The sequence below is a fragment of the Arthrobacter sp. NamB2 genome (assembly GCF_005281365.1).
Classification (GTDB): domain Bacteria; phylum Actinomycetota; class Actinomycetes; order Actinomycetales; family Micrococcaceae; genus Arthrobacter_D.
The window spans coordinates 212,227-236,104 of the sequence record NZ_SZWI01000006.1; the positions used below are offsets into that span (position 1 = coordinate 212,227).

Genomic DNA, 23,878 nt, shown 5'->3' on the forward strand with positions numbered 1-23,878 from the left:
ATAGTCTTGGCCCGTGGAGAATCAGGAGGCACGGCAGGTCGCCGTCATCGGTGGCGGCCCGCGCGGCACCTCCGTCGTCGAACGGCTGATCACGCAGCACCGTGGCCTTGGTGAGGGTGCGCCGAGCATCACCATCCACGTCGTCGAGCCTCACGAGCCCGGTCCGGGGCACATCTGGCGCACCGACCAATCACGGCTCTTCCTCATGAATACGCCCTGCCTCTATCCCACGGTGGTGCCTGTCGGGGCCACCGCCGCCGATGTGGAGCCGCCACTGGTCGCACTGTCCTTCGACGAGTGGCGGATAAGCGTCAATGACGGCATCGTCACAGGCCTCGAGGCCGCCGACCGCGCGGAATGTGCCCGGCTGTCGTCGAGTGATTTCCCGAGTAGGGCCCTGTACGGCCGGTACCTCGCCTGGATGTTCGCAGAGGTGACCAGCAAGGCCGGGCCCGGGGTCAGCGTGACGCACCACCGGCACGAAGCTGTCACCCTCGAACCTGTCGCACCTGGTCCAGAGTCCACCGCCGCCCGCTATGACGGGGCCGATGTCGGCGGCCGCCCGAGCAGTGCCGGAACGAGTGGCAGGTGGCGCATCCTCCTTGATGACGGGTCTTCGGTCGACGCTGACGAGGTCGTCCTGGCGGTCGGTCATCTCGCGGCGACTCTCACACCGGAACAGGAGAGATTGCAGGACGCCGCGGCACGCCACGGTCTGCAGTACTGGCCGCCGGCCGTGCCTGCCGACGTCGCCTGGAACCGCTTGCCGGCAGGGAAGGCCGTCCTGATCCGGGGCCTCGGCCTCAACTTCTTCGACGCCATGATCCAGCTGACGGAAGGTCGCGGAGGGCGATTCGTGCCCAGGGACGACGGGCGCCTCGACTACGAGCCCTCGGGGCGGGAACCCATGCTGGTAGCGGCCTCGCGGCGCGGGGTGCCCTACCGGGCGAAAGCGATGCTCGAGTCCTACATCCCGCGAAGTGTCAGGATGCGGTTCTGCACTCCGCACCGGGTCCTGGCGTTCAGGCAGTCCGGCATCCAGCCGGGCTTCGACCACGACATCTGGCCACTGCTGCATCGGGATGTGCTGTGGGCCTACTACTCCACGCTCTCCCGCACGGGAACCGCCGCGGGTGACCCACCCGCCACATTCCTCGCGCAACTCGACGAAGCCCTCGCTCTGAAGGGGCCCGCGTGGGAGTCCGCTGCCGCAGCCGTCGTCGAGCGCTACGTCCCAGCAGCGGCACGCCTCGATGTTGAAGCCCTCGCACAGCCTTTCGCAGGGCGCCGCTTCGCCGACGGTGAGGAGTACTCCGCTGCCGTGCTCGCCTACCTCGACGCGGATGCCTCGGGTTCTGCCCGGGGAGAGGATGATCCGCTGAAGATGGCCATCGGCGCCATGAACGCGGGCCGTTCGGTGATCAAACAGGCCGTGGCGGACGGCGGTATCTCCGATTCATCCTGGAACGCGGAGCTCCGCGGGTGGTTCGAGCCGCTCGTGGAGGGCCTCGCCAGCGGGCCACCGCCCGTTCGGATCGCGCAGCTCGCGGCGCTGGTCCGCGCAGGCGTCGTCCGCTTCGTCGGCCCGAATCCGAGTTTCGGGTTCGATCCCGATGAGGCCCTCTTCCGTGCGACCTCGCCGTGGGTCCAGGGCGATTCGTTCACCGCGCGCTATCTGGTCGAAGCGATGATGCCTGCGAACAGGGTGTCGACAAGCCTGTCACCGCTCATGCGCGACCTCCTGCGGCGTGGGACCGTTCGGCCGAGGACCTACATGGCGGAGGACGGCGTCCCGGTGACGTCCGCCGGGCTCGACGTCACCGCTCCTCCCTACCGTGCCGTCGATCGCACCGGCCGGGAGCACGACTCCCTCTTCGTGATCGGGCTTCAGCTCGCGTCGGTCCAGTGGGGTACAGCCATCGCGGCTGAGGCCGGAGCGCCCCTGACGGCAGGTAGCCGGACGCTACTCGACGCCGATGGAATCGCCGCGGCCGTCCTCGACCGCATCCTGGCTCCCGACGAGCAGGTCCGGACGGGAACAGTCCAGGTCTAGCTGTCCGCGCTGCGGCGCTACGGACCGCGCGGCGACGAGGTCCCACTGCCGATCGGGAAAAACGGAAGGGACCCCCACCCAACGGTGAAGGTCCCCTCCTGCGGTGCTGATGTGCCAGCGCCCCCCCCGGCTATCCACCTGGCGCCGAGGAGTGGCACCAGGTGGATAGCCGCTCGCGGTAGAGCGTCCGGCTACTGCTTTTCCGGCTTACCGGGTTTGGCCGGCTTTTCCGGCTTGGCCGGCTTCTCGGGTTTGGCCGGCTTCTCGGGTTTGGCCGGCTTCTCGGGTTTGGCCGGCTTCTCGGGTTTGGCCGGCTTCGCCGGTTCCTCCGGTTGCGGAACTGCTTCCACCGTGACAGGCAGGGTGACTGTCGTTCCACTCGGCGCCGCCGTCAGGACGATCCGTCCCTGGCCGCTCGCCGTCGATGGAACCGTGACGTCTACCGTGGCGCTGCCGCCGGTGACAGGGAAGGACCCGAGCGGTGTTGCCGTGCCATCGGTCGCGACGAAGCTCGCGGCCAGCGTGGTGTTCACCGGGCTGCCCAGGGACGTGAGGTCCAGCTTCGCCACAGTGAAGGAGACCGCCGTGCCGGCCGTCACCGTTGCCGGAGCGCCCTGCACCTGGACGGTGCGGCGATCGAACGACGGCGACAACGGACTGTTGGCCCGGATGTAGTCCATCCATGCGTCCCGGTCCACCAGCCCGGACTCGCGGGTGTCCGTGCCTTCGCGGAAGACCGTGAAGTTGTCACCACCCTGGGCCAGGAAGCTGAACGTGCCGATCCGGTAGTCCTTAGCGGGATCGAGGGGCGCGCCGTCGATCATGACCGAGGTGATCCTCGAGCCCCGTGGGAGCGTCGGGTCGAAGGTGACACTGACGTTGTCCGACAGGCCCAGGGCCAGGAAGGACTTCGAGGCACCTTCCGGCTGCCACTGCTGCTCGAGCATCGACGTGAACTGAGCACCCGTCAGGGACGTGGTCCAGAGATCGTTGACGAACGGAAGGACGGCATTGGCCTCGGCGAAGGTCACGACGCCGTCGGGCCCGTAATAGAGCTCGTTGCGGAGCCCTCCCGGATTGACGACGCCGATCTGGGCGCCGCCGCGTTCAGCGGGGGCAAGGCTTGCCCGAAGCGAGTCGGCAACCAGGTTGCCCAGGGTGGACTCCGAGGAGCGGTCGTCCCGTGCGGTGCCGATGAAGGCCGTGGTGATGTCCGCCGTCACGGAGCCGACCTTCTGGTTGCCGATGACAGCCGCTTCAGCGAGGGCTGCATCGACGATCGTCTTCACCTCCGCGACCCGGGGGAATGCTGCCACGAGCGCGGCATCCGTTTCGGTGGTACGCGCCACATTACGAGCGGTGTAGGACTCGACCTCGCCGGTGGCGTTGTCTACGGTGAGCTTGATCTGACCGACGAACTCACCGTAGGAACCGGTCTGCAGCACGGGCCTGGTCTCTCCGGCAGCACCCGGGACAGGAGCATCCCACGCGTACTGCTTGTGAGTGTGCCCGGTGAAGATCGCGTCCACCAGGGGAGTGGTCTGCGTGACGATCTCGGCGAAAGGACCACCTGCGGCGATCTCCTGCTCGATCGTCGCGCCTTCCACGACGCCGTCACCGGCGCCCTCGTGGTACTCGGCGACGATGACGTCCGCGAGGTCCTGCTCCTCGATCTCGGCAGCGACGCGGTTGACCGCCTCGACCGGATCGCCGAAGTCGACGTTCTCGATGCCGCCCGGGCTCACGAGTGTAGCGGTGCTCTGCGTGACGACGCCGATGACTGCTACGTCGATGCCGCCGACCGTAATGATGCTGTACTCGTCGAGCAAGGGATCCGTCGTGCCCTTGGCATAGACATTGGCGCCCAGGTAGGGGAAGTCCGCAGATCCGCTGACACGGCCGGTCAGGTCGGCGAGTCCCTTGTCGAATTCGTGGTTGCCCACGGCCGAGGCCCGGAGGTCCAGGGCGTCGAGCACATCGATGGTCGGCTCGTCATCCTGCAGCGAGGACGCGAACAGCGAGGCACCGATGTTGTCGCCTGCAGACAGGAACGCCGTCCTGTCGTCGCCGGACTCCGCCCGCAGCTTCTCGACGGTACCCGCGAAGCGGACCGTGTTCGCGTCGATACGGCCGTGGAAATCGTTGATGTTCAGCAGATTCAGCTCGGTGGATGTCGCCTCGGGGACGAGGTCGAGTCCCACCACGACGGGGTCGTGGTCGCTCGCGCGGTAGGGGTCGGCCCTGTAGTAATCGGTGACGTTGTTGTTGAACCGGCTGTATTCGAGCGCGACGGATTCGACCGAGTTGATGTTCCAGGTGTCCACGCCGGTCACGGTGGCATCAGCTGTCGGCGAGGCCAAAATGTGATCGAGGGAACCGCTCAGCCCTGAGAAGACATAGGAGTAGCTGTCGTCCTTCTCGCCCTGGTTCACGTATCCGGCCTCGTACAGAACCTGCATCGGGTCCTCCTGCGAGTAGGAGTTGAAGTCACCCGTGAGGAAGACCTTGTCCGTCTTCGCCGTCGCCTTCACGGAGTCGGCGAAAGCCACGAGCGCCCTTGCCTGGGTGACGCGTGCAGCATTCCAGGCACCCTGTCCGTCACCGCTGTCGGCGTTGGCGCCGGAGCTCGGGCCGGAGCCCTTGGACTTGAAATGGTTGACGATCGCGAGGAACGTCTCCGCCTCGCTGCCGCCGACGGGCTTGAAGGACTGGGCGAGGGGCTTGCGTGCATTGGAGAAGGCCACGTTGTCGTTCAGGATGACGGACTCGCCCACGGGCTCGGCGGCGGCCTTCTTGTAGATCATGGCCGTGCGGATGAAGTCCTCGTCGGCGGGCGCGGGAACGGCCGCAGGGGAGCGTACGTAGTCCCAGGTTCCGGGGGCCGCCTCATTCAGCGCAGCGACGAGGGTGGCGAGCGCTGCGTCCCGGTCCTTGCCGAACTTGACCGAGTTCTCGATCTCCATCAGCGTGACGACGTCCGCGCCGAGGGCGTTGATCGCGGCGACGATCTTCGCCTCCTGGCGCTCGAAGTTCTCCTTGTTCGCAGCACCGCGTGCGGTGCAGCCGCCATTGATGGTGATCGGGTTGCCCGCGCGGTCGGTGTAGTACGTGCAGCCGGTCAGGTCCTCACCCGTGGTCGGGAAGTAGTTGAGCACGTTGAAGGAGGCGATCTTCAGGTCGCCACCGACGGACTGGGGAGCGGCAGGACGCTCACCCGCGAACTGCACGGGTTGCACGCCGTCGGGGCTGGCTCCGTTCAACTCCGCAAGGGGCTGGAATTTCCACGCGCTGTTGCGGAAATCCAGGACCACGGGCGAGATGAACTCCGCGCTGTAGCCGACGCGCACGGGCTGCGAGGGCGTGAGGTACGGGAGAACCTTGCCGCGGTTCGCCTGATTCAGGAAATTGGTCGTGGCCCCGTCGTCGAGGCGGATGCTGCGGGCGGCGTTGTCCGCGATGACCGCTGCATTCTCCGGTGTGCCGGGACGGGCGACGTCGGTCGGCTGGAGGAGACGCTCCGTGCCGGCAGCCAGGGTGACCTCGCCGTACTGGTTCAGGGTGTAGTTGTCCGCGACGGTGAACGTCCCGGAGGGCTCGAAAAGCATTCCCTCCGCCGCTTCGCGCGCAGCTTCCGTTGCGGGGAGTGCGATGGCGGAGGCCTTAGGCTCCTCTGCCGCCTCCGAGAGCTTGACCGTGCCGCCCGCGGCGACCGTGAGTTGCGTCAGGTTGAAGAATTCGCCGGCGATACCGGTGACCTCGACGTAGTCGCCCACGGCGACCGATCCGACGGTCGCGGGGGAGTAGACGAAGATCGCATCGGACGCGGTCTGCTCGGGAGTCGCCGAGGTGCCCGGCGTCTGGATATAGAAGCCTGCGAACCCGCCCGAGGGATAAGCCGCAGTGACCTTGCCCCGCGTGGTGACGCTCTGACCGGACAGCGGCGTGGCCGGACCGGTGCCCTGGATGTCGCGGATGGGAACGACGGCGCCGGGGACGGGTGGTTCGGTGGGAGTGGGAGTAGGCGTGGGGGCGGGTCCGCCGGTCGTGCCCGTGCTGTTCGTCGGCGTCACGGCCTGGAGCGAGAAATCGGCCCTGTTGTTGGCAGTGTCCACGAAACCGGTCCGGTTGGCCGACTGTGCGCTGCCCGAGCCCGGCGCAAGAGCAGCGGCACCTTCGAACGAGGTCGCTCTCGTGCCGTAGCCGAGGAGGTCGACGGCTCCGGGGACGGCTGTCGTGTCACCGGCCGGCAGGACACCCACGCTGGTGGGCTGGTTGGCCAGGACGATGACCCCGCCGGCAGCGCCGGGGTCGATGCCGATGCTCGCATCGGGCGTCGGGAGTGCTTCCCCATTCGCTGCGTTCGATCGTCCCTGGACCAGGAAGTACCCCTTGGCGGGGATGGTGCCGGTCAGCGGATAGGCGGTCGGCGCGCTCGTCGACTCGGGCCCCCGGTACTGCAGCGACCAGCCGTCGAGGCTCACCGGTGCGTCCGTGGGGTTGTAGAGCTCCACATACTTGTTGCGCAACGGGGTCCCGACGGTGCCCCCGGTGACGTAGGCCTCGTTGATGATGACGCCGTCTCCTGCGACGGACGCCGTGGCCGGTGGTGTCTCCTCGGCGACGGCCGGCAGTGCGAAGATCGGTGAGGCGATCAGCCCTACCGACAGCGCCGCACCGAGCGCTCCCTTCCATGACGAATTAACCATTCGTTGTTCAATCTCCTTGACGATGGCCGCGCAGCAGCCGCGAGTGAAACCCGCCGATCCCTCAGGGGTCGGCGCCTGGCATGAGCACCCTATGTGACACAGGTGACATTTCCAGTCCTGGGGCCAGCCAATCAGACCATCGTGAACAAAGGGTTACCACCGGGGCTTCGGCTCGTACGAACCCGAGCTCCTGCCCGGTGTCCGTGGACGAAACCCTAACGGCGGGCGTTCCGGAGGGACCCCGTCACCGGTGTCTCGCCCGGTTCCGCGACGAAGCAGAGGATCTCCCGGTCGTTCGCGGTGTTCCAGCTCTCCTCGACGGGGTAGAAGTAGAGCATCTCCAGCACGGATGCGTCGTACTCCACACCGACATAGCCGGTGAACTCGCGCGCGCAGAATTCGCTGGCGGCCGTGATCGCAGCAGGTGCTCCCGGGTAGTCGCCGTCAGGCATCTCCGTGGCGGCGAACGCCTCGAAATCGTGCAGTTCGTCGCAGGGCAGGACGATGATGTCGGTGACGCTCGAGACACCGGGGTCGGAGATGCAGTCGCCCACCTCGATCGAGAACGCATCCGTCTCGGCTTCGGCGGTGACGGCGCCCTCCGCGTCCCGGTCCGCGCCGGGCTCAGGGATGAGGGTGCAGCCCGTCACGAGCGCAAGGGTGACGATCGATAGCACTGCCCTGCCCACACCGCTCGGCACTGATCCCCTGAATTCCCCCGCGCGCATCGAGACCCCGTCCTGTGCCAATCGTGTGGCTGTTGCTTCTGGGACAGTACAGGACGACGGCGGGGTGCACCACGGCAACGCAGCCTGCGGCTCAGGATAGGAAAGAAAAGGAGGCCCCGCACGGCGGGGCCTCCTGGGGAGCGGAAGGTAAGGGATTCGAACCCTTGAGACGGGGTAACCGCCCACTGGTTTTCAAGACCAGCTCCTTCGGCCGCTCGGACAACCTTCCCCGCCGCTAGTGTTTCACGAAGGGCAGGGGACGCCCAAATACCAAAAGACGGAGGGATCGCGGATGCGTGCAGTGGTGATCAGAAGTGCAGGAGGGCCGGAGGTGCTGTCTGTCGAGGAGGTCGCCGTTCCCGTCCGGCGGGAGGACGAGGTGGTGATCGACGTCGTCGCCGCCGGGCTCAACAGGGCCGACGTGCAGCAGCGCCGCGGTCTCTATCCTCCGCCCGAAGGGGCGTCGACCGTACCGGGACTGGAGGTATCGGGGTATGTCGCGGATCCCGGCCGTTCGCGGTTCGCCGAGGGGGACGCCGTCGTCGCCCTGCTGGCGGGGGGTGGCTACGCCGAGAAGGTGGCCGTGCCGGCCGGGCAGGTGGTTCGCGCGCCTGACGGGGTGGGCCTCGAAGAGGCTGCCGTGTTGCCGGAGACGGCGGCGACCGTATGGTCGAACCTCGTGACGCACGCGGGCCTGTCCGAGGGCGACGACGTGCTGATCCACGGAGCGTCCGGGGGCATCGGAGTGATGGCGATCCAGGTCAGCCTCGCACTCGGGGCAGTGCCGCACGTGACGGCGGGGTCCGACGCCAAGCTCGACGTCGCCCGTTCGCTCGGGGTGCGGACGCTGATCAACTACAGGGAGCAGGACTTCGTCGAGGAACTGCGCGCGGCTACCGACGGTCGTGGGGCGGACGTCATCCTCGACGTGGTCGGGGCGAAGTACCTGGCCCGGAACGTCGCGTCCCTGGCGACGGGCGGGCGGCTCGTGGTCATCGGGCTCCAGGGCGGAGGGAGGGCGGAACTGGACCTCGGGGCACTCATGGCCCGGCGGGCGAGCGTGGCCGGCACCACCCTGCGGGCCCGTCCCGTTGCGGAGAAGGCCGCCATCATGAGTGCGGTCCATGACAACGTGTGGCCGCTGGTGGCCTCCGGCGCGGTCCGCCCCTTCGTGGATCGGACCTTCCCGCTCGACCAGGTCGCGGAGGCGCACAGCTACTTCGATGCCGGGAAGCACACCGGGAAGATCCTGCTGTCGATGCGCTAGGCGCAACTAGGCCCGAGACGGCCGCTGCCGGAGATGGAGGAACAGCACCAGGGCGATCCCGACGCAGGCGCCGATGAGGGTCTCGACGGCCCGGTCCGCGATCAGGGTCGCCGGGTCGGCGGGATGCGCCAGTTCCGTGGAGATCAGTGCGAGTGGCGTGACGAACGCCTGTGCGAGGGCGTACTGCCGCAGGATGAACATCTCCGCCGCGAACTGCGCGACGCCGATCACGAGGACGAGTTGCCACGCGGCCAGCGCGGGCAGGAGGATCAGGGCCGTCAGGAGGAGCCCGGCGCACGTACCGAGGATGCGCTGCAGGCCACAGTTCACGCGTGCGCGCGGGGACTGCCCGACCAGCGGCACGGTCGCCGCAACCATCGCCCAGTAGGTGTGACCGATTCCGAGCGCCGTCACTGCGCTGCCTGCGAGCAGCGCCGCCGTGACGTACAGGGCTGCTTCCCGACCCAGGGCGGCCACATGCCGCGCGGTGGGTCGATCGATAGGGGCGCGCTGCCACACCGTTCGGTGGCGGGGCCAGAGGTTCCCCGCCTGCCCGAGGAGCACGGCGAACGCCACCGTCGCGATCGCCGTCACCACTCCCTGCCACAGCGGCGGCTGGGCAGGAACGGAAGCGATGGCGGCGAAAGCGAAGATGTGGAACAGCGAGCCGCCGGGCCGCAGCCGGAAGAGTCCGGCGGCGAAGGTGCCGATTCCTGCGACTGCGCTGGTGAGCATCACGAGGCCCCACGGTCCGACGTCGGCGCGCGCGGTCAACGCCGCAGCGAGGACTACCGCGAGCATGAGCCCGCCGCCGCGCACCTGCGTTCCGAGGCGCCGGCGGTGGGGCTCGTTGCGTCCGTAGATGCCAGCGAACGCGCCGAAGGTGGCGAACACCGCGAGGTCGAGCCGACCGAGCAGCAGGACCACGAGGAGCGGTGCGGCCACGCCCACGGCGCACCGCAGCGCAGGGTGGTGGTCCTGGGCGGACGGCGCGATGGTCACGAGGTCACGGAGGAGGTTCACGGACTGCAGGCTTCCGGTCGGAGGGATCGACGGCGCCGCTGGCATCGGATGGCGCTGTGCCACCGATCAACCCTACTCCGGCCAGAGGAAGCACCCACGGCAAGAACCATCAGCATGCTTTCGGATGATCCGCAGCTGTGGAAGGCTGGCAGGACAGCCAACCGGAAGGAGCAGGACAGTGAGCACCACGGATCACGGCCAGGACGGGGATGAAGGCGGCCTGTCCCAGGCAGCGGACAGCTTCGCCCAGAATCTCGGCGACCAGGTGCCGGACGGTGTCGACAACGGGCCGACGGACGACGCGGACGAGCCGGCCGACAGCCGAACCAGGACGCACTCCAGTATCAGCGAGGGCATGAACGCGAACGACGACGACGAGCCACCGGCGGTCCTCGACGACGGCCTCGACGGGGGCAAGCGCAGCTCCTCCTGACGCGGCGGGTACCGCCGAGCGCTGAGCCACCCGCCGCAAGCGCAGGTGCGTTCGGCGCAATCCCTCGCCGGTGAGGCTTGCCATGTGACGCAAGCCTCACTACGTTGCTACCTTCGTGTGCATCACACTCTCGCACTCGAGGAGCATCATGAGTAAGAAGCAGAGCGGATCCCATCAGCACGCCGACGTGCTGATGACGGATCCGGACCTGCCCGCGGTCGCCGTCGACCCGCAGCAGGCTGAAGCAGAAGACCGCCGGTGGACGCCGGCGAAGATCGCACTCTGGATTGGCATCGCACTCCTGGGCGGTATTGCGTGGACGATGCTGGCCGTCGTCAGGGGCGAAACCGTCAACGCCATCTGGTTCGTCTTCGCCGCGGTCTGTACGTATCTGATCGCCTACCGGTTCTACTCGAAGTTCATCGAGCGGAACCTTCTGAAGCCTGACGATCGACGCGCTACGCCTGCCGAGTACAAGGCCGACGGCAAGGATTATGCGGCCACCGACCGGCGCGTCCTCTACGGTCACCACTTCGCCGCGATCGCAGGAGCAGGGCCTCTCGTGGGTCCCGTGCTCGCGGCGCAGATGGGTTACCTCCCCGGAACGCTCTGGATCATCATCGGCGTGATCTTCGCGGGTGCGGTGCAGGACTACCTCGTGATGTTCTTCTCCATGCGCCGCGGGGGCCGTTCCCTCGGCCAGATGGCACGCGAGGAACTGGGCGTCATCGGTGGTACCGCCGCATTGATCGCCACGCTCGCCATCATGATCATCATCGTCGCCATCCTGGCGCTCGTCGTCGTGAACGCCCTCGGTGAGAGCCCGTGGGGCGTGTTCTCCGTGTCGATGACCATCCCGATCGCGCTCTTCATGGGCGTCTACCTGCGCTACCTCCGGCCGGGCAGGGTCACCGAGGTGTCGCTGATCGGCTTCGCACTGCTGCTGCTGGCCATCATCGGCGGCGGCTGGATCTCCGAGACGGCCTGGGGCGTCGATCTCTTCACGCTCGACCGCATCACCATCGCGTGGGGCATCATCATCTACGGCTTCATCGCCGCTGTCCTGCCCGTCTGGCTGCTGCTCGCCCCGCGCGACTACCTCTCCACCTTCATGAAGATCGGCACGATCATCATGCTCGCGGTCGCGATCGTCATCACGCGACCGGAGATCAGCGTCCCCGCCATCACGCCGTATGCGACCTCCGGGACCGGCCCCGTCGTCGCCGGCACGCTGTTCCCCTTCCTGTTCGTCACAATCGCCTGCGGCGCGCTCTCGGGCTTCCACGCGCTCATCTCCTCGGGGACGACCCCGAAGATGATCGAGAAGGAACGCCAGACGCGCTTCATCGGTTATGGCGGGATGCTCATGGAGTCCTTCGTGGCGATCATGGCGCTGGTCGCGGCGCTGTCGATCGACCGTGGCATCTACTTCGCCATGAACTCCTCGGCCGCGGCCACCGGCGGAACCATCGAGGGCGCCGTCACCTTCGTGAACGGCCTCGGACTCACCGGCGTCAACCTGACCCAGGAGGCCCTCAGCACCATGGCGTCCAACGTCGGGGAGGAGTCCATCGTCTCGCGTACGGGCGGTGCGCCCACCCTCGCCGTCGGCATCGCGCAGATCATGCAGGGCGTCTTCGGCGGCGCAGGCATGATGGCGTTCTGGTACCACTTCGCGATCATGTTCGAGGCGCTGTTCATCCTCACCGCGGTCGACGCCGGAACCCGCGTGGCACGGTTCATGCTGCAGGACAGCATCGGGAACTTCGTGCCCCGCTTCCGCGACACCTCCTGGCGGGCAGGGGCGTGGATCTGCACGGCGATCATGGTGGCCGGGTGGGGAGCGATCCTCATCATGGGCGTCACCGATCCGCTGGGCGGCATCAACACGCTCTTCCCGCTGTTCGGCATCGCCAACCAGCTGCTCGCGGCGATCGCGCTCGCGGTATGCATGGCGATCTGCGCGAAGAAGGGCCTGTTCCGGTTCCTGTGGATCCCGGCCCTCCCGCTCGCGTTCGCGTCCGTGGTGACCATCACGGCGTCGTTCCAGAAGATCTTCTCCTCGACTCCCGCAATCGGATACTGGGCGCAGCACACGGCGTTCAAGGACGCGCTGGCAGCCGGCGAGGAGAGCTTCGGCACGGCCAAGACCGTCGCCGCCATGGAAGCCGTGGTCCGCAACACGTTCATCCAGGGCACGCTGTCGATCTTCTTCGTGGTTCTCGCGATCATCGTCATCATCACCGCGATCCTCGCCACCGTCCGTGCCTACCGGAACGGCGGCGGCAAGGAGAACGAGGACCCCGCGGTGCCGTCGCGCACCTTCGCGCCTGCGGGCCTCATCGCCTCGCCGGCGGAGAAGGAACTGGAGGCGCAGTGGGCAGCCCTGGAGCCGGGAAAGCGGCCTGCGAGGGCGGGCCACTGATGACCGTCCCACAGGTCCTGCACCGTGCGCGGGATACAGCCCGTGAGTTGGCCTGGCTGTTCAAGGGCGTGATGGGGGAGAACGCCTACCAGGCATACCTTGACCACCACGAGCACTCCCACGCGGGCGGTCTGCCGATGACGGAGAGGGAGTTCTGGCGGGACAAGACCGACCGCCAGGACGCCAACCCGGAGGGCCGCTGCTGCTAGCGGAGGACCCATGACGAAGCCCGGCGCCTCCCGAGGGAGCGCCGGGCTTCGTCGTGTCCGTGCCTCAGCGCTTCTCCCATCGGAAGCGCCGGGCGGCGATCCGGTACGGCAGCAGGACCCAGGCGACAAGCACGACGGCGGCGACCGCCACTGAGACGTCGAGCGGTTCGGCGCCCCAGCCGGCCATCAGGAGATTCTGCAGTGCACCGCCCGGGGTGAGGCGGGAGATCACCTCGAGGCCGTCGTCGAACCCGGTCCAGAAGAAGCTGCCGACGACGACGGCGAAGAAGGGCAGGGTGGTGATCTGGGCCGCTGCGGCGGACGGCGTGTAGATGCTGGTGAGCATGCCGGCGGTCGCACAGAGGGCGAGGAAGCCGAGGACGGCCCCGAGCACGACAAGGGGCCGGGTGGGCGCATCCACGCCGGCGATACCGAAGCCGACGGCGATGATCGCGAGTTGGGCGGCGACCAGCACCACGATGGGCGCCAGCATGCCCAGCCAGATGACGGTGTCCGACGACTCGCCGCTGCGCAGCCGCTTGAGGAACAATTCCTGGCGTCGCGTCGCGAGGGTCGTGGTCGCGGTCAGGTAGACGCCCAGCAGGGTGACGATCATGAGGGTGAGGCCGGCCATGATCGCCATGCCCGTGGGACCGGCCATCTGGTCGGCGCCGATGAAGAACATGTAGACGGCCATGGCGACCGGCATGAGCACGGCTCCGGTGAGGACCGTCTTGTTGCGAAAGATGATGCGCAGTTCCATGAGCGCGATGGACAGGACGCGGCCGGCGGCGGACGGGGCCCGGAGGGCTGTCGAGGGAGCATTCGGAGCGGTTGTCATGGTCTCTCCTGGTGGACGAGGGTTCGGGGGTGGCAGTGAGGCACGTCAGGCGGTGTCGCCGAGGCTCACGCGGCGGAAGACGGCGGCGAGAGATGCCTCCGACGCGGACAGGCGGTCCAGCCGAATCCTGTTCCCGTCCGCCCAGGACAGTACTTTCCAGAGATCCTGCTGGAGGTCGAGCGACGGCACGGTCACCTGCGTGGTGGCCGGTGTGGGCGTGAACTCCGGAGCCAGCCCCATGCCGGTCAGGCGGAGGACGTCGACGGACGCGTCCACCTCGAACGAGATGGCCGACGGTTCACGGCGCAGGACCTCCGGGAGCGTGCCTTCCACGGCGATCCGTCCGCCGTGCATGATGGCGAGGCGGTCCGCGTAGGCCTCCGCCTCCTCGAGGTAGTGCGTCGTGAGGACCACCGTGGTTCCGGCGTCCCTCAGGCTCCTGACGAGCTCCCACGTCCGCTCACGGGATTCCGGGTCGAGCCCCGTGGTCGGCTCGTCGAGGAACAGGAGGTCCGGTTCGTTGGCCGTCGCGAGCAGGAGGTCGAGGCGCCGCCGCTGCCCGCCCGAGAGCATCTTGACCCGGGTCGACGCCTTCCCTGCGATGTCGAGGACGTCGAGGCCCCGGGCGATGACGTCGTCGCGGCTCGATCCCCGCTGGTTCGGCGACGAGAGCCTGAGCCACAACCGGCACGTCTCCTCGACCGTCAGGTCATCGGCGAAGCCGGCCTCCTGCAGCATGATCCCGAGTCGGGGCCGGATGGACGCCCTCTCCCGGTACGGGTCGCCACCGAGGACGGTCACCGTTCCTGCGGTGGCGGGGCGGTGGCCCTCGAGGGTCTCCATGGTGGTGGTCTTGCCGGCGCCGTTGGTGCCGAGCAGGGCGAAGAACTCGCCGTTGCGGATGGTCAGGTCGATGCCGCGGACGGCCTCGTAGGAGCCGTAGCTGCAGCGCAGGCCCTGCGCAGAGACGGCGATCGTGTCGGCCGGTTGTCCTGGTGCGGAGGGGCTGCCCTGTGTGGCCCGGAGTACCCGTGTGCTGGATGAGGTGGTCATGGCTCAATCCTTCCCGCGGCCCCCGCGGTGCATCAGTGGCCGCGCGTCACCTCCTTGCGGGTCCTGACCCACGCCGGATCAATGACATATGTCATGGTCCTACGATGGACGCCATGGCACTCTCCACGGATCGACGCACCCTGCAGGAACCGGACGCGGGAACTGCTCCGGACCGCGCCGCATCCGAAGCAGGCCGCGGTGTCCGTGCCACCTGGCGCTACACGGTCGGGTCCATCGTCCTCTACTGCGTCTTCGTGAACGGCATCAGCACCCTCCTGATGCTCGGCAGCGGGCAGCCCGGGTGGCAGCTGCTCGATGGCGTGGTCCTCGCTCTCGCCGTCGCGTCCACCACGGCGCTGATCCGCTACTGCTGGTTCTTCCGCGGCGGCCTGGGCGCGGGCCTGCCCGGACGCCGCTACACGCTGTGGCTGCTGATCCCCAGTGCGGCCCTGTGGGTCCTCGGGCTGGCACAGGACCACACGGTGTGGATCGGGGCACTGCCGCTCTGGTTCGCCTGCAATGCCCTTGCCGTCGTCGTCAGCCGGCGCAGACGGTGGTGGGTGACTGGTGTGGGCCTGGTATTGCTCATCGTGCACGGTCCGCTCGGCCTGATGCTGGGGCACACGATGAGCGGACCGTTCTGGGACGAAGGGGGCGTGATCTCGGTAGCCCTCTGGGCACTGATGACGCCCCTGCTCTTCGTGGCGAGTATCTGGTGGTGGGAGATCGTGCTGCGCCTCGATGACAGCCGCCGTACCTCGGGCGAGCTGGCCGTCGCCAAGGAACGCCTCCGCTTCGCCGCCGACCTCCATGACATCCAGGGTCACCACCTCCAGGTCATCGCCCTGAAGACGGAACTCGCGGGACGCCTGCTCGACTCCGATCCGGAGTCCGCCCGCACCCAGATCAACGAGGCTCAGGCGCTCGCTCGTACCGCCCTCGAGGACACGCGCGCGCTCGTGCATGGCTATCGGGCGGTGTCCCTGGCCGCCGAGGCCGCCAACGCCGCGGAAGTACTTCGGGCAGCCGGCATCGCCTGTTCCGTCGACGTCGACGCTGTCGGGCTGCCGCCCGAGGAGCGGACCCTGTTCGGTCTCGTGATCCGTGAGGCGACGACCAACATCCTGCGCCACAGCGAAGCGACCTCCGTGGTGCTCCGCCTCGCGCGGTCACGCGGCGGTTTCGTCCTGACCGTCAGGAACGACGGCGTGGCCGAGAACGGGACATCGCGTCCGGGTGGCTCGGGGATCGACGGACTCCACCGTCGTTTCGAGGCCGTCGGTGGTGGCGTCCATACCGAACGGAGCAACGGAGAGTTCATCCTGACCGCTACTGCTCCGGGGCGCGCACCGGCGGACGGCGGCGGGGCGGGTTCGTCCGCCGATTCAGGCGTAGCACCCGTCCCCGCCGGTTCCCGTGCTCACAGTGGAAGCACCTCGACCGACCTGCCCCTGGGGGATCAGCCGTGATCCGCCTGATCCTCGCCGATGACGAGCATCTGATCCGGGGTGCACTCGTGGCCCTGCTGCGGCTGGAGCCGGACATCGACGTCGTAGCGAGCACCGACAACGGGAGCGATGCGGTGCGCCTGGCCAGGGAACACGCTCCCGACGTCTGCGTCCTCGACCTCGAGATGCCGCCGACCGACGGTATCTATGCAGCAGAGGAGATACTCCGGAGCGTCGCGACGCGGGTCGTGATCGTCACCCGGCATGCCCGTCCCGGAGTGCTGCGGCGCGCGCTCGCGAGCAGGGTCGCAGGGTTCGTGCCGAAATCGACCCCCGCCGACCAGCTCGCGAATGTCATCCGGGACGTCGCCGAGGGGCGCAGGTATGTCGACCCGGACATCGCCGCGAGTGCCCTCACGGGCGAGTCCTGCCCCCTCACCTCGCGCGAGCTCGACGTCCTGCGGCACGGGCGCCAGGGCGCCAGCCTGCAGACGATAGCGCGAGAGCTGAACCTGGCACCGGGGACCGTGCGCAACTATGTGTCGTCGGCGATGACGAAGCTCGACGCTCCGTCCCGTCACGAGGCGGCAACCATCGCATGGGAACAAGGCTGGATCTGACGTGTCCGGCTCCGGGCGGTTGTGGGAGCATAGCGTCATGACTGAACAGCAGCCGGCCAGTCCCTTCGATCCCGCCCCAGGGGCTGTCCCCGTTCCCCAGGACGGCCGGCCGGCCGGGCCTTCAGGAGCTCCGGGCGAGGCCGACGGGCGTCCCGCCTCCCTCGCCGAGCTCGTGGACGAGCCCGCCAAGGTCATGCGCATCGGCACCATGCTCAAGCAGCTGCTGGAGGAGGTCCGCACCGCGCCGCTCGACGACGCCGGGCGGACGAGGCTCGCCTCCATCCATGAGCGTTCGGTCAAGGAGCTCGAGGACGGACTCGCACCGGAGCTCGTCGAGGAACTGCACCGGATCAACCTGCCGTTCGACCAGGATTCAACTCCGACCGACGCGGAACTGCGTGTTGCCCAGGCACAACTCGTCGGGTGGCTCGAGGGCCTCTTCCACGGGATCCAGGCGGCGCTCGCAGCGCAGCAGATGGCGAATCAGCAGTTGGCAGCCCGTCTCCAGCTGCGGCAGTTGCCCCCCGGCACCGTGATCGCACCCGGTGTCGTGGTCGGCGAGGACGGCGAACCCAAGCGCACCCCCCTTGCACCCCGCGCCCAGGCGTCCCCGGCGGACACGCACGGGCCCGGCCAGTACCTGTAAGTCGTAGGTGGCATTCTTCGCAGCGGCTCGGCAGGGACGCAAGGACGACGCCGAGCTGGGCACCGGGGTGTGGCGGCGGGCGCACGACCGGTTCCGCCGCGGCCTCGACCGCTACCACCAGATCCTCGAGGGCATCGAGGACGACGACGTCTACAACGAGCTCGTCGCGGTCGCCGACGACCTCGGTGCCATGCTGCCGCGCGTGCGCGCTCTCTGCGTGCGAGCCCAGGCCTCCTCGCCCAGTACCGGACTCGACATTCCCGGGGCGCTCCTGCAGGTCCACCGGGCGCTGTCGCGTGCGGGCAACACCCTGGCGACGACGGCGGAGGCCGCCGCGATGACCAGGCTCGACGGCGAACGATGGGGAATCGCGTCCGCCGGGCTCGACAACGTGCGTCGGCGTGCCCGACTCGTGGCCGACGACGTCGAGGAAGCCGAGCGCGCGATGCCGGGCGCCGAGTAGCGCGACCGTTGGTTCGTTCGCCACCCAGCCCGAATACCTCGCAGGCTGATGGTTGTCGGTGGAAACAGAAATAAATGCGCTGCGCTGGTGGTTCCCGCCTGTATGACTACATCACCAAGCCTTAAGTTCCATGACGGCAACACCATCCCGCAACTCGGATACGGTGTGTGGCAGGTCGAGGACAACGTCGCCGAAGATGTCGTAGGAAAGGCCTTCAAGGCCGGCTACAGGCACATCGACACCGCGAAGATCTATGGAAATGAATCCGGCGTAGGACGCGCGATCGCGGCGTCGGGCCTGAGCCGTGACGAAATGTTCATCACGACCAAGCTGTGGAACGCGGACCAGGGTTACGAGAGCACCCTGAAGGCCTTCGACGAGTCGATGGAGCGCCTCGGACTCGAGACATTGGACCTCTACCTCATTCACTGGCTGCAGCCCAAGCAGGGCAAGTACCTGGACACGTGGAAGGCCTTCATCGAGCTGCAGAAGCAGGGTCGCGTGAAGAGCATCGGCGTCTCGAACTTCACCGTCGAGGCCCTGAACGAGATCATCGACGAGACCGGAGTCGTTCCCGTCATCAACCAGGTGGAGACCCACCCGTACCTCAGCCAGCCGGAGTTGCGCGCGTTCGAGGCCGAGAAGGGAATCCTCCACGAGTCATGGTCCCCTCTCGGATCCGGCAAGGGGCTCCTGGACGATGCCGTATTGCAGGAGATCTCGCAGAAGCGTGACGCCACCCCGGCGCAGGTGGTCCTCGCCTGGCACCTCGCTCTCGGCAACGTGGTGATCCCGAAGTCGGTGACCGAATCGCGCATCCTCGAGAACTGGGAGTCGCTCGACGTGACGCTCGAGGACGAGGACATCGAGGCCATCAACGGTCTGGACAAGGGTGCAGCCGGCCGCATCGGCGCCGACCCTGCGACGTCCGACTTCGCCTAGGGAGTTCCTGAACTAAGAAGCAGCGGTTGAGGAGGGCCACCCGGCGACGCGGGGTGGCCCTCCTCGTCCGGGCGATCGAGCCGCTTCCGAGGAGGACACCCGGACTAACAGACTCCGGAGGATGGAGCGAGCACTTCGGGCGGTTCGATTCCCGTTGCAGCCCGAAAACAGCGCGTCCTAGCCTGACACCACCTGTTCATACCAAGCATGGAGGTGCCTCATGGCTACTGGAGAAACCGGATTCGACGACGTCTCATTTGACCTCATCTCACTGCAGTACCACTCGCTGAAAGCCGGGCATGACTACGGCCAGTACGTTCGCGACGCCCGTAACGCCGGTCGCGACGACATCGCTGAATTCTTCGAGCAGGTCATGGCCGAGGATTCCGAGCGTGCTGCCAGGTGCCATGCGTTCCTCGGGGAGCTGACGAAGTCCTCGGAGTCCGGTCCGGCGATGAGCTGATCGCAGGCCGACGTCGCAACGGCGGGTGCCCATGGCGCCCGCCGTTGCCATGCCTGCCGACGCGCATGAAAAAGCCCCGGTGGCGGAACCTCCGGGGCTTACGTGGAGCCTCCTGCCAGAGTCGAACTGGCGACCTTCTCATTACGAGTGAGACGCTCTACCGACTGAGCTAAGGAGGCAATGCTTCCTGGTCCGGAGTGTGTCCGGTGTCCAATCCACAAGCCACAACTTTATAGGAGATCCCGGCTCGGGGTCAAAATGAGCGCGGTGGTCAGGATTTCGCACCCAGTTCACCAGGCCGCCGCCCCTCCGTCGCCCGCGGGCAAACGGCATGGCGGAGCGTGGAACGTACCCGTCTCTGCGACCGGAGCGGGATCGGCCGGCAAAGGGGACGCCGCATGGCGCAGCACCGCTCATTCTCGCTCGCAGTCATCGACATGGCGGGGACCACCGTCAACGAGGGCGCCCTGCAGGAGAAGGCCTTCACGCAGGCGCTGGCGTCGCACGGGGTGGCCGGGGGCACCAGTGCCTTCGAGAGGATGACGGCTTACGCGCGGCGGAGCATGGGTACGTCCAAGGAACTGGTCTTCCGCCACTTGTTCGACGATGCGGTCACCGCCGTGAACGTGAACCGTACGTTCGAGACCGCGTACGACAACCTGCTGGCGGGGCACGGCGTGGAACCGATCCCCGGCGCCGAAGACGCTATCCTGGCGCTGCGCGATGCAGGGCTGAAGATCTGCCTTGCCACCGGCTTCGGCCGTCATACCCAGAACATGATCTTGGAGTCACTCGGCTGGATGGGCCTGGCGGACCTCAGCCTCTGCCCCTCGGACGCAGGGCGCGGCCGCCCGTACCCGGACATCATCCTGACCGCCGTCCTCGCCCTGGATATCGAGGACGTGCGCTCGGTCCTCGTGGCCGGAGACACGACATCCGACGTGATCGCGGGACAGCGCGCTGGAGCGGGTGCGGTCATCGGGGTCCTCACGGGCGCGCACTCGGAGGGGGAGTTGCTCGGTGCAGGGGCCGACGTCGTCCTGCCTTCGATGTGCCATCTCCCGCAGTGGCTGTTGTCCGCGCCGCTCAGCGGCAGTCCTCAGCAGCGTGTGTCATCCTTCGGGACCGTTCCGTCGATGAAGTAGTCGTCCACGAGGTCGAGGATGCAGTCGTTCGAACGGCCGTACGCCGTGTGCCCCTCGCCCTGCCACGTCACGTGCACTCCCGATTCGAGCTGCTCCGCGAGTGCCGTCGACCATTCGAACGGCGTCGCGGGGTCGCCGGTGGTGCCGATGACCACGATGGGATCCGCACCCTCCGCCCGCAGGGGAGCGGGAGCGAGCACCGGAGGATATGTCCACGGAGCGCACGTGATGCCGCCGAAGGCGAGGAAGCGCCCGAAGGTCGGTGACGCCGTCATGAGCTCCTGCTCATCCGCGAGCATCTGCGCCGGGTCGCTCGTCATGGGGTAGTCGAGGCAGTTGACCGCAAGGAACGCCGCCGTCGAGTTGGTCGCGTAGGTGCCGTCCGGGCTGCGCTCCGCGGCGAGGTCGGCGAGGTACAGCATGTCCGATGCATCGCCGTTGAGGGCTGCGGTGACGGCCTGGGTGAGCGTGGGCCAGTTCCTGTTGTCGTACAGGGGCAGGATGAATCCCTGGACGAAGGTCGAGACGGGCACGAGCCGGCCGTCGCCGGCGGTCATCGGCTCTCGCTCGACGGCTGCGAACAGGTCCTGGATCTGGCGGACGCCGTCGCCGACCGTCCCGGTGTAGGGGCACTCGTCGCCCTGCAGGCACGCAGCCACGTAGGCGCGTACCGCCCGCTCGAAGCCGCCTGCCTGTCCGAGGGTGATGGCCTCGTTCCCCAGGGACGGGTCGATGGCCCCGTCGAGGACGAGCCGCCCTGCCCGATCGGGGAAGAGCTCGGCGTAGGTCGCCCCGAGCTGGGTCCCGTAGGAGAAGCCGAGATAGTTCAGCTTCTCGTCGCTGACCAGCGCGCGCAGGATGTCCATGTCCCGGGCGGCCGACTCGGTGTCCACGAATCCGAGCAACTCGCCCGTGCGCTCGGCACACAGGTCCGCGTATTCCCTGGCATCCGCCGTCATGAGCGCGAGGAGCTCATCCTCGGAAGCATCCGCGGGGTAGGACTCCTGGCGGGCCTCGTCCTGCTCGGCATCCGTGTAGCACGTGACGGCGCTGGACCGGTTCACACCGCGGGGGTCGAAGCCGAGGATGTCGTAGTTCTCCCGCAGTCGGTCGCTCGCTACGTAGTCGAGGGAGTCCCTGACGATGTTGACACCGGAACCCCCGGGTCCGCCCGGATTCACGAGGATTGTTCCCTGTGCTTCCCCCGTGGAGTCCGAGCGGATGGCAGCGATGTCGATGCTGCTGCGACCGGGGTCGCCGTAGTCGAGCGGCACCTCGATCGTGGCGCAGGCGAAGGACCCCTCGCAGCTCTCCCACCGGACTTCCTGGGTGTAGAAGCTGCGGAGGTCCCCGGGGACGTCACCGATGGCGGTCGGATCCGCGGCCTCCAGGCCGGTGGCAGGGGCATCAGCCGTGTCGTCGGACGCGAGCAGTGCGCATCCCGACAGAGCGACGACGACGGCGGCGGCTGCGGCAAGGACAGCCCGCGCACGACGGCGAGGCCCCCGTCGAAAGCGGTGTGGTGCGGTTCCAGCGCTCATCGGTCAAGGTCCTTCCGGGACAGCAGGCTCACCGTCATCGCCTCGATAGCGAGGAGGGGCGACACATTGGTGCTGACGAGCCGCGTGCGGACCTCGTTGATCGTCTCGAGTCGCAGGAGGGTGTCCTCCGCGCTCTCCCTGCGGGCGAACTCCTCGAGTTCGGGCCGGAGGGGCTCGTTGACGAGAAACTGAGCTCCGCCGAGTTGCAGCATCAGCACGTCGCGGTAGAAGGAGATCAGGTCCGTCAGCGCACGGTCGAAGTAGTCGTTCTTGGACCGTTTGGCCCGGCGCGTCTGGTCCTCCTCGAGCCGCCTGACCTGCGCGCGCATGGAGGGCGGCAGGGTGCCGGCCTCGGGTGCGCCGAGGGTCGCCAACAGGGCGGCCCGCTCCTCGGCGTCGCGCTGCTCGAAGGAGCTCTGCGCTTCCGCCTCGGCCAACTTCACGAGGTCCGCCGCTGCACGCATGGCGCCGGATACCGATCGCAGGGTCAGCGGCAGTCGAACGATCTGGTTGCGGCGTTCGCGGGCGCCGTCGTCCGTGGCGAGACGCTTGGCGACGCCGATATGGCTCTGCGCGGCACGTGCGGCCGCTTCAGCCGTCGCCGGATCGATTACGTCGCGCGCCACCAACAGATCCGCGACGTCCCGCACCGGTGGCAGTCGGAGGCCTACCGACCGGCAGCGCGACCGGATGGTGACCAGGACATCGCCCGGACTCGGCGCGCAGAGCAGCCAGATGGTGCGTGGCGGCGGCTCCTCGATGGCCTTGAGCAGCACGTTGGTGCTGCGCTCCTGCATGCGGTCCGCATCCTCGACGATGATGATCCGCCACCGGCCGGTGGAGGGCTTGTCCTGCGCCTTCCTCACCAGCTCGCGGGCCTCGTCGATGCTGATGGTCACCTTCTCCGTGGTGACGTTGGTGAGGTCCGCGTGCGCCCCCGAGAGGACGGTGCGGCACGCCTTGCAGGTACCGCAGCCGCGCTCGCCCAACGCGTCACGCTCGCACAGGAGCGCGGCGGCGAACGCGCGCGCTGCGTTGGAGCGCCCGGAACCGGGCGGACCTGTGAAGAGCCACGCGTGGGTCGGCGCACCGGACTGCGCGGCGCGGCGCAACTGCTCGACGACCTGCTCCTGACCGCGGAGCTCCGCCCACACCCCGGTCGCGGGAAGACTCTCCGTGGAGGCGCTCATGCCGTCACTCCGGGCAGGGCTTCGAGGATGGCGCGGTGGAGATCCTGGGGCGCGCCGGTGGCGGCCAGTACGAGGTACCGCTCCGGTTCCTCCCGTGCGAGCTCGAGGAACGCCGCCCGGATGCTGGCATGGAACCCGTCGGGTTCGGACTCGAGTCGGTCCTCCGCGGCGGCACCGGAAGTGCGGCGCGTGCGCCCCTCCGCCGGATCGACATCGAGCAGCACGGTGAGGTCGGGACGGAGGCCGTTCGTCGCCCAGAGGTTCACGTCCAGCACCGCCTGCGGACCGAGGCCGCGGCCGGCTCCCTGGTAGGCGACGGAGGAATCGATGTACCGGTCGCACACGACGACCTCACCGCGCTCGAGGGCGGGCACGATGACCTGCTGTACGTGGGCGGCACGGGAAGCGGCGAACAGGAGGGCCTCCGTCCGGGCGTCGATCTCGCCGTGTCCGTGCTCGAGCACCAGTGATCGCAGCTTCTCCCCGATGGGCGTGCCACCCGGTTCACGCGTGCGGACGACGGCACGTCCGCTGCCCTCGAGGGCGCGGCAGAGCAGTGCGGCCTGCGTGGACTTGCCGGCGCCGTCGCCGCCCTCGAGCGCGATGAACAGCCCGGGAAGCCCGTGCGGGAGGGGAAAGGTCACGCGCCAAGCCTACCGAGTACCGGCGACCTTTCCGTCGG

20 protein-coding genes and 2 tRNA genes are annotated in these 23,878 nt (G+C 68.0%); 12 read left to right on the plus strand and 10 right to left on the minus strand.

Annotated features, from left to right (window positions below):
• Positions 1 to 13: 13 nt before the first annotated feature.
• The gene (locus tag FDK12_RS12105; RefSeq protein ID WP_137369798.1) at positions 14 to 2,053 is read left to right on the plus strand and encodes an FAD/NAD(P)-binding protein; all 2,040 of its coding nucleotides are present in this window, start codon (positions 14 to 16) and stop codon (positions 2,051 to 2,053) included.
• A 191-nt stretch (positions 2,054 to 2,244) separates the two neighbouring features.
• Here the strand turns inward: FDK12_RS12105 and FDK12_RS12110 are convergent, their stop codons facing one another.
• The 3 genes from FDK12_RS12110 to FDK12_RS12120 all read right to left on the minus strand — a co-directional run bounded on the left by FDK12_RS12110 (position 2,245) and on the right by FDK12_RS12120 (position 7,716).
• Positions 2,245 to 6,759, minus strand: coding sequence for an ExeM/NucH family extracellular endonuclease (locus FDK12_RS12110; RefSeq protein WP_137369799.1), 4,515 nt, complete (start codon positions 6,757 to 6,759; stop codon positions 2,245 to 2,247).
• 215 nt (positions 6,760 to 6,974) lie between these two features.
• Positions 6,975 to 7,508, minus strand: coding sequence for a septum formation family protein (locus FDK12_RS12115; RefSeq protein ID WP_137369800.1), 534 nt, complete (start codon positions 7,506 to 7,508; stop codon positions 6,975 to 6,977).
• 120 nt (positions 7,509 to 7,628) lie between these two features.
• A tRNA-Ser gene (locus tag FDK12_RS12120) sits at positions 7,629 to 7,716 on the minus strand.
• A 63-nt stretch (positions 7,717 to 7,779) separates the two neighbouring features.
• Between FDK12_RS12120 and FDK12_RS12125 the strand changes: the two genes are divergently transcribed.
• Positions 7,780 to 8,754 (plus strand): NAD(P)H-quinone oxidoreductase, encoded by a 975-nt coding sequence (locus FDK12_RS12125; RefSeq protein WP_137369801.1) that lies wholly within the window; start codon positions 7,780 to 7,782, stop codon positions 8,752 to 8,754.
• Positions 8,755 to 8,760: 6 nt separating this feature from the next.
• On the opposite strand, the gene FDK12_RS12130 is transcribed toward FDK12_RS12125, so the two are convergent.
• A complete protein-coding gene (locus FDK12_RS12130; RefSeq protein ID WP_137369802.1) occupies positions 8,761 to 9,777 on the minus strand; it encodes an FUSC family protein in 1,017 nt (338 codons plus the stop codon).
• Positions 9,778 to 9,955: 178 nt separating this feature from the next.
• Here FDK12_RS12130 and FDK12_RS12135 point away from each other — a divergent pair, with 178 nt between their 5' ends.
• The 3 genes from FDK12_RS12135 (at position 9,956) to FDK12_RS12145 (ending at position 12,844) form a co-directional block, all read left to right on the plus strand.
• A complete protein-coding gene (locus tag FDK12_RS12135) occupies positions 9,956 to 10,210 on the plus strand; it encodes a hypothetical protein (protein ID WP_137369803.1) in 255 nt (84 codons plus the stop codon).
• 148 nt (positions 10,211 to 10,358) lie between these two features.
• Positions 10,359 to 12,635, plus strand: coding sequence for a carbon starvation CstA family protein (locus FDK12_RS12140; RefSeq protein WP_137369804.1), 2,277 nt, complete (start codon positions 10,359 to 10,361; stop codon positions 12,633 to 12,635).
• On the plus strand, positions 12,635 to 12,844 hold the full coding sequence (locus FDK12_RS12145) for a YbdD/YjiX family protein (RefSeq protein WP_104117713.1): 210 nt from the start codon (positions 12,635 to 12,637) through the stop codon (positions 12,842 to 12,844). The genes FDK12_RS12140 and FDK12_RS12145 overlap by 1 nt, the downstream gene beginning before the upstream one ends.
• Positions 12,845 to 12,908: 64 nt before the next feature.
• Here the strand turns inward: FDK12_RS12145 and FDK12_RS12150 are convergent, their stop codons facing one another.
• On the minus strand, positions 12,909 to 13,685 hold the full coding sequence (locus tag FDK12_RS12150; RefSeq protein ID WP_137369805.1) for a hypothetical protein: 777 nt from the start codon (positions 13,683 to 13,685) through the stop codon (positions 12,909 to 12,911).
• 45 nt (positions 13,686 to 13,730) lie between these two features.
• A complete protein-coding gene (locus FDK12_RS12155) occupies positions 13,731 to 14,738 on the minus strand; it encodes an ABC transporter ATP-binding protein (RefSeq protein WP_137369806.1) in 1,008 nt (335 codons plus the stop codon).
• A 113-nt stretch (positions 14,739 to 14,851) separates the two neighbouring features.
• Between FDK12_RS12155 and FDK12_RS12160 the strand changes: the two genes are divergently transcribed.
• The 6 genes from FDK12_RS12160 to FDK12_RS12185 all read left to right on the plus strand — a co-directional run bounded on the left by FDK12_RS12160 (position 14,852) and on the right by FDK12_RS12185 (position 19,320).
• On the plus strand, positions 14,852 to 16,207 hold the full coding sequence (locus FDK12_RS12160) for a sensor histidine kinase (RefSeq protein WP_189636339.1): 1,356 nt from the start codon (positions 14,852 to 14,854) through the stop codon (positions 16,205 to 16,207).
• On the plus strand, positions 16,204 to 16,806 hold the full coding sequence (locus FDK12_RS12165) for a DNA-binding response regulator (protein ID WP_137369808.1): 603 nt from the start codon (positions 16,204 to 16,206) through the stop codon (positions 16,804 to 16,806). The genes FDK12_RS12160 and FDK12_RS12165 overlap by 4 nt, the downstream gene beginning before the upstream one ends.
• 37 nt (positions 16,807 to 16,843) lie before the next feature.
• Entirely contained in the window at positions 16,844 to 17,452 is a 609-nt protein-coding gene (locus tag FDK12_RS12170) for a bacterial proteasome activator family protein (protein WP_137369809.1), read from the plus strand.
• A 7-nt stretch (positions 17,453 to 17,459) separates the two neighbouring features.
• A complete protein-coding gene (locus FDK12_RS12175; RefSeq protein WP_104117718.1) occupies positions 17,460 to 17,915 on the plus strand; it encodes a hypothetical protein in 456 nt (151 codons plus the stop codon).
• 102 nt (positions 17,916 to 18,017) lie between these two features.
• Positions 18,018 to 18,857 carry an aldo/keto reductase gene (locus tag FDK12_RS12180; RefSeq protein WP_137369810.1) on the plus strand — a complete coding sequence of 280 codons (840 nt, stop codon included), beginning with the start codon at positions 18,018 to 18,020 and terminating at the stop codon, positions 18,855 to 18,857.
• Positions 18,858 to 19,077: 220 nt separating this feature from the next.
• A complete protein-coding gene (locus FDK12_RS12185) occupies positions 19,078 to 19,320 on the plus strand; it encodes an acyl carrier protein (RefSeq protein ID WP_104117720.1) in 243 nt (80 codons plus the stop codon).
• A 103-nt stretch (positions 19,321 to 19,423) separates the two neighbouring features.
• On the opposite strand, the gene FDK12_RS12190 is transcribed toward FDK12_RS12185, so the two are convergent.
• Positions 19,424 to 19,499, minus strand: a tRNA-Thr gene (locus tag FDK12_RS12190).
• Between the two features lie 219 nt (positions 19,500 to 19,718).
• On the opposite strand from FDK12_RS12190, the gene FDK12_RS12195 reads away from it, so the two are divergent.
• Complete coding sequence (locus FDK12_RS12195) at positions 19,719 to 20,465, plus strand: HAD family hydrolase (protein WP_137369811.1); 747 nt, start codon at positions 19,719 to 19,721, stop codon at positions 20,463 to 20,465.
• On the opposite strand, the gene FDK12_RS12200 is transcribed toward FDK12_RS12195, so the two are convergent.
• The 3 genes from FDK12_RS12200 to tmk are packed head-to-tail and all read right to left on the minus strand — an operon-like array spanning position 20,420 to position 23,840.
• Complete coding sequence (locus FDK12_RS12200) at positions 20,420 to 22,006, minus strand: alpha/beta hydrolase (protein WP_137369812.1); 1,587 nt, start codon at positions 22,004 to 22,006, stop codon at positions 20,420 to 20,422. The two genes, FDK12_RS12195 and FDK12_RS12200, sit on opposite strands and share 46 nt — an antisense overlap.
• Entirely contained in the window at positions 22,003 to 23,196 is a 1,194-nt protein-coding gene (locus FDK12_RS12205; protein WP_137369813.1) for a DNA polymerase III subunit delta', read from the minus strand. The genes FDK12_RS12200 and FDK12_RS12205 overlap by 4 nt, the downstream gene beginning before the upstream one ends.
• On the minus strand, positions 23,193 to 23,840 hold the full coding sequence (gene tmk / locus FDK12_RS12210) for a dTMP kinase (protein ID WP_137369814.1): 648 nt from the start codon (positions 23,838 to 23,840) through the stop codon (positions 23,193 to 23,195). Before tmk ends, FDK12_RS12205 begins: the two co-directional genes overlap by 4 nt.
• Positions 23,841 to 23,878: the final 38 nt, after the last annotated feature.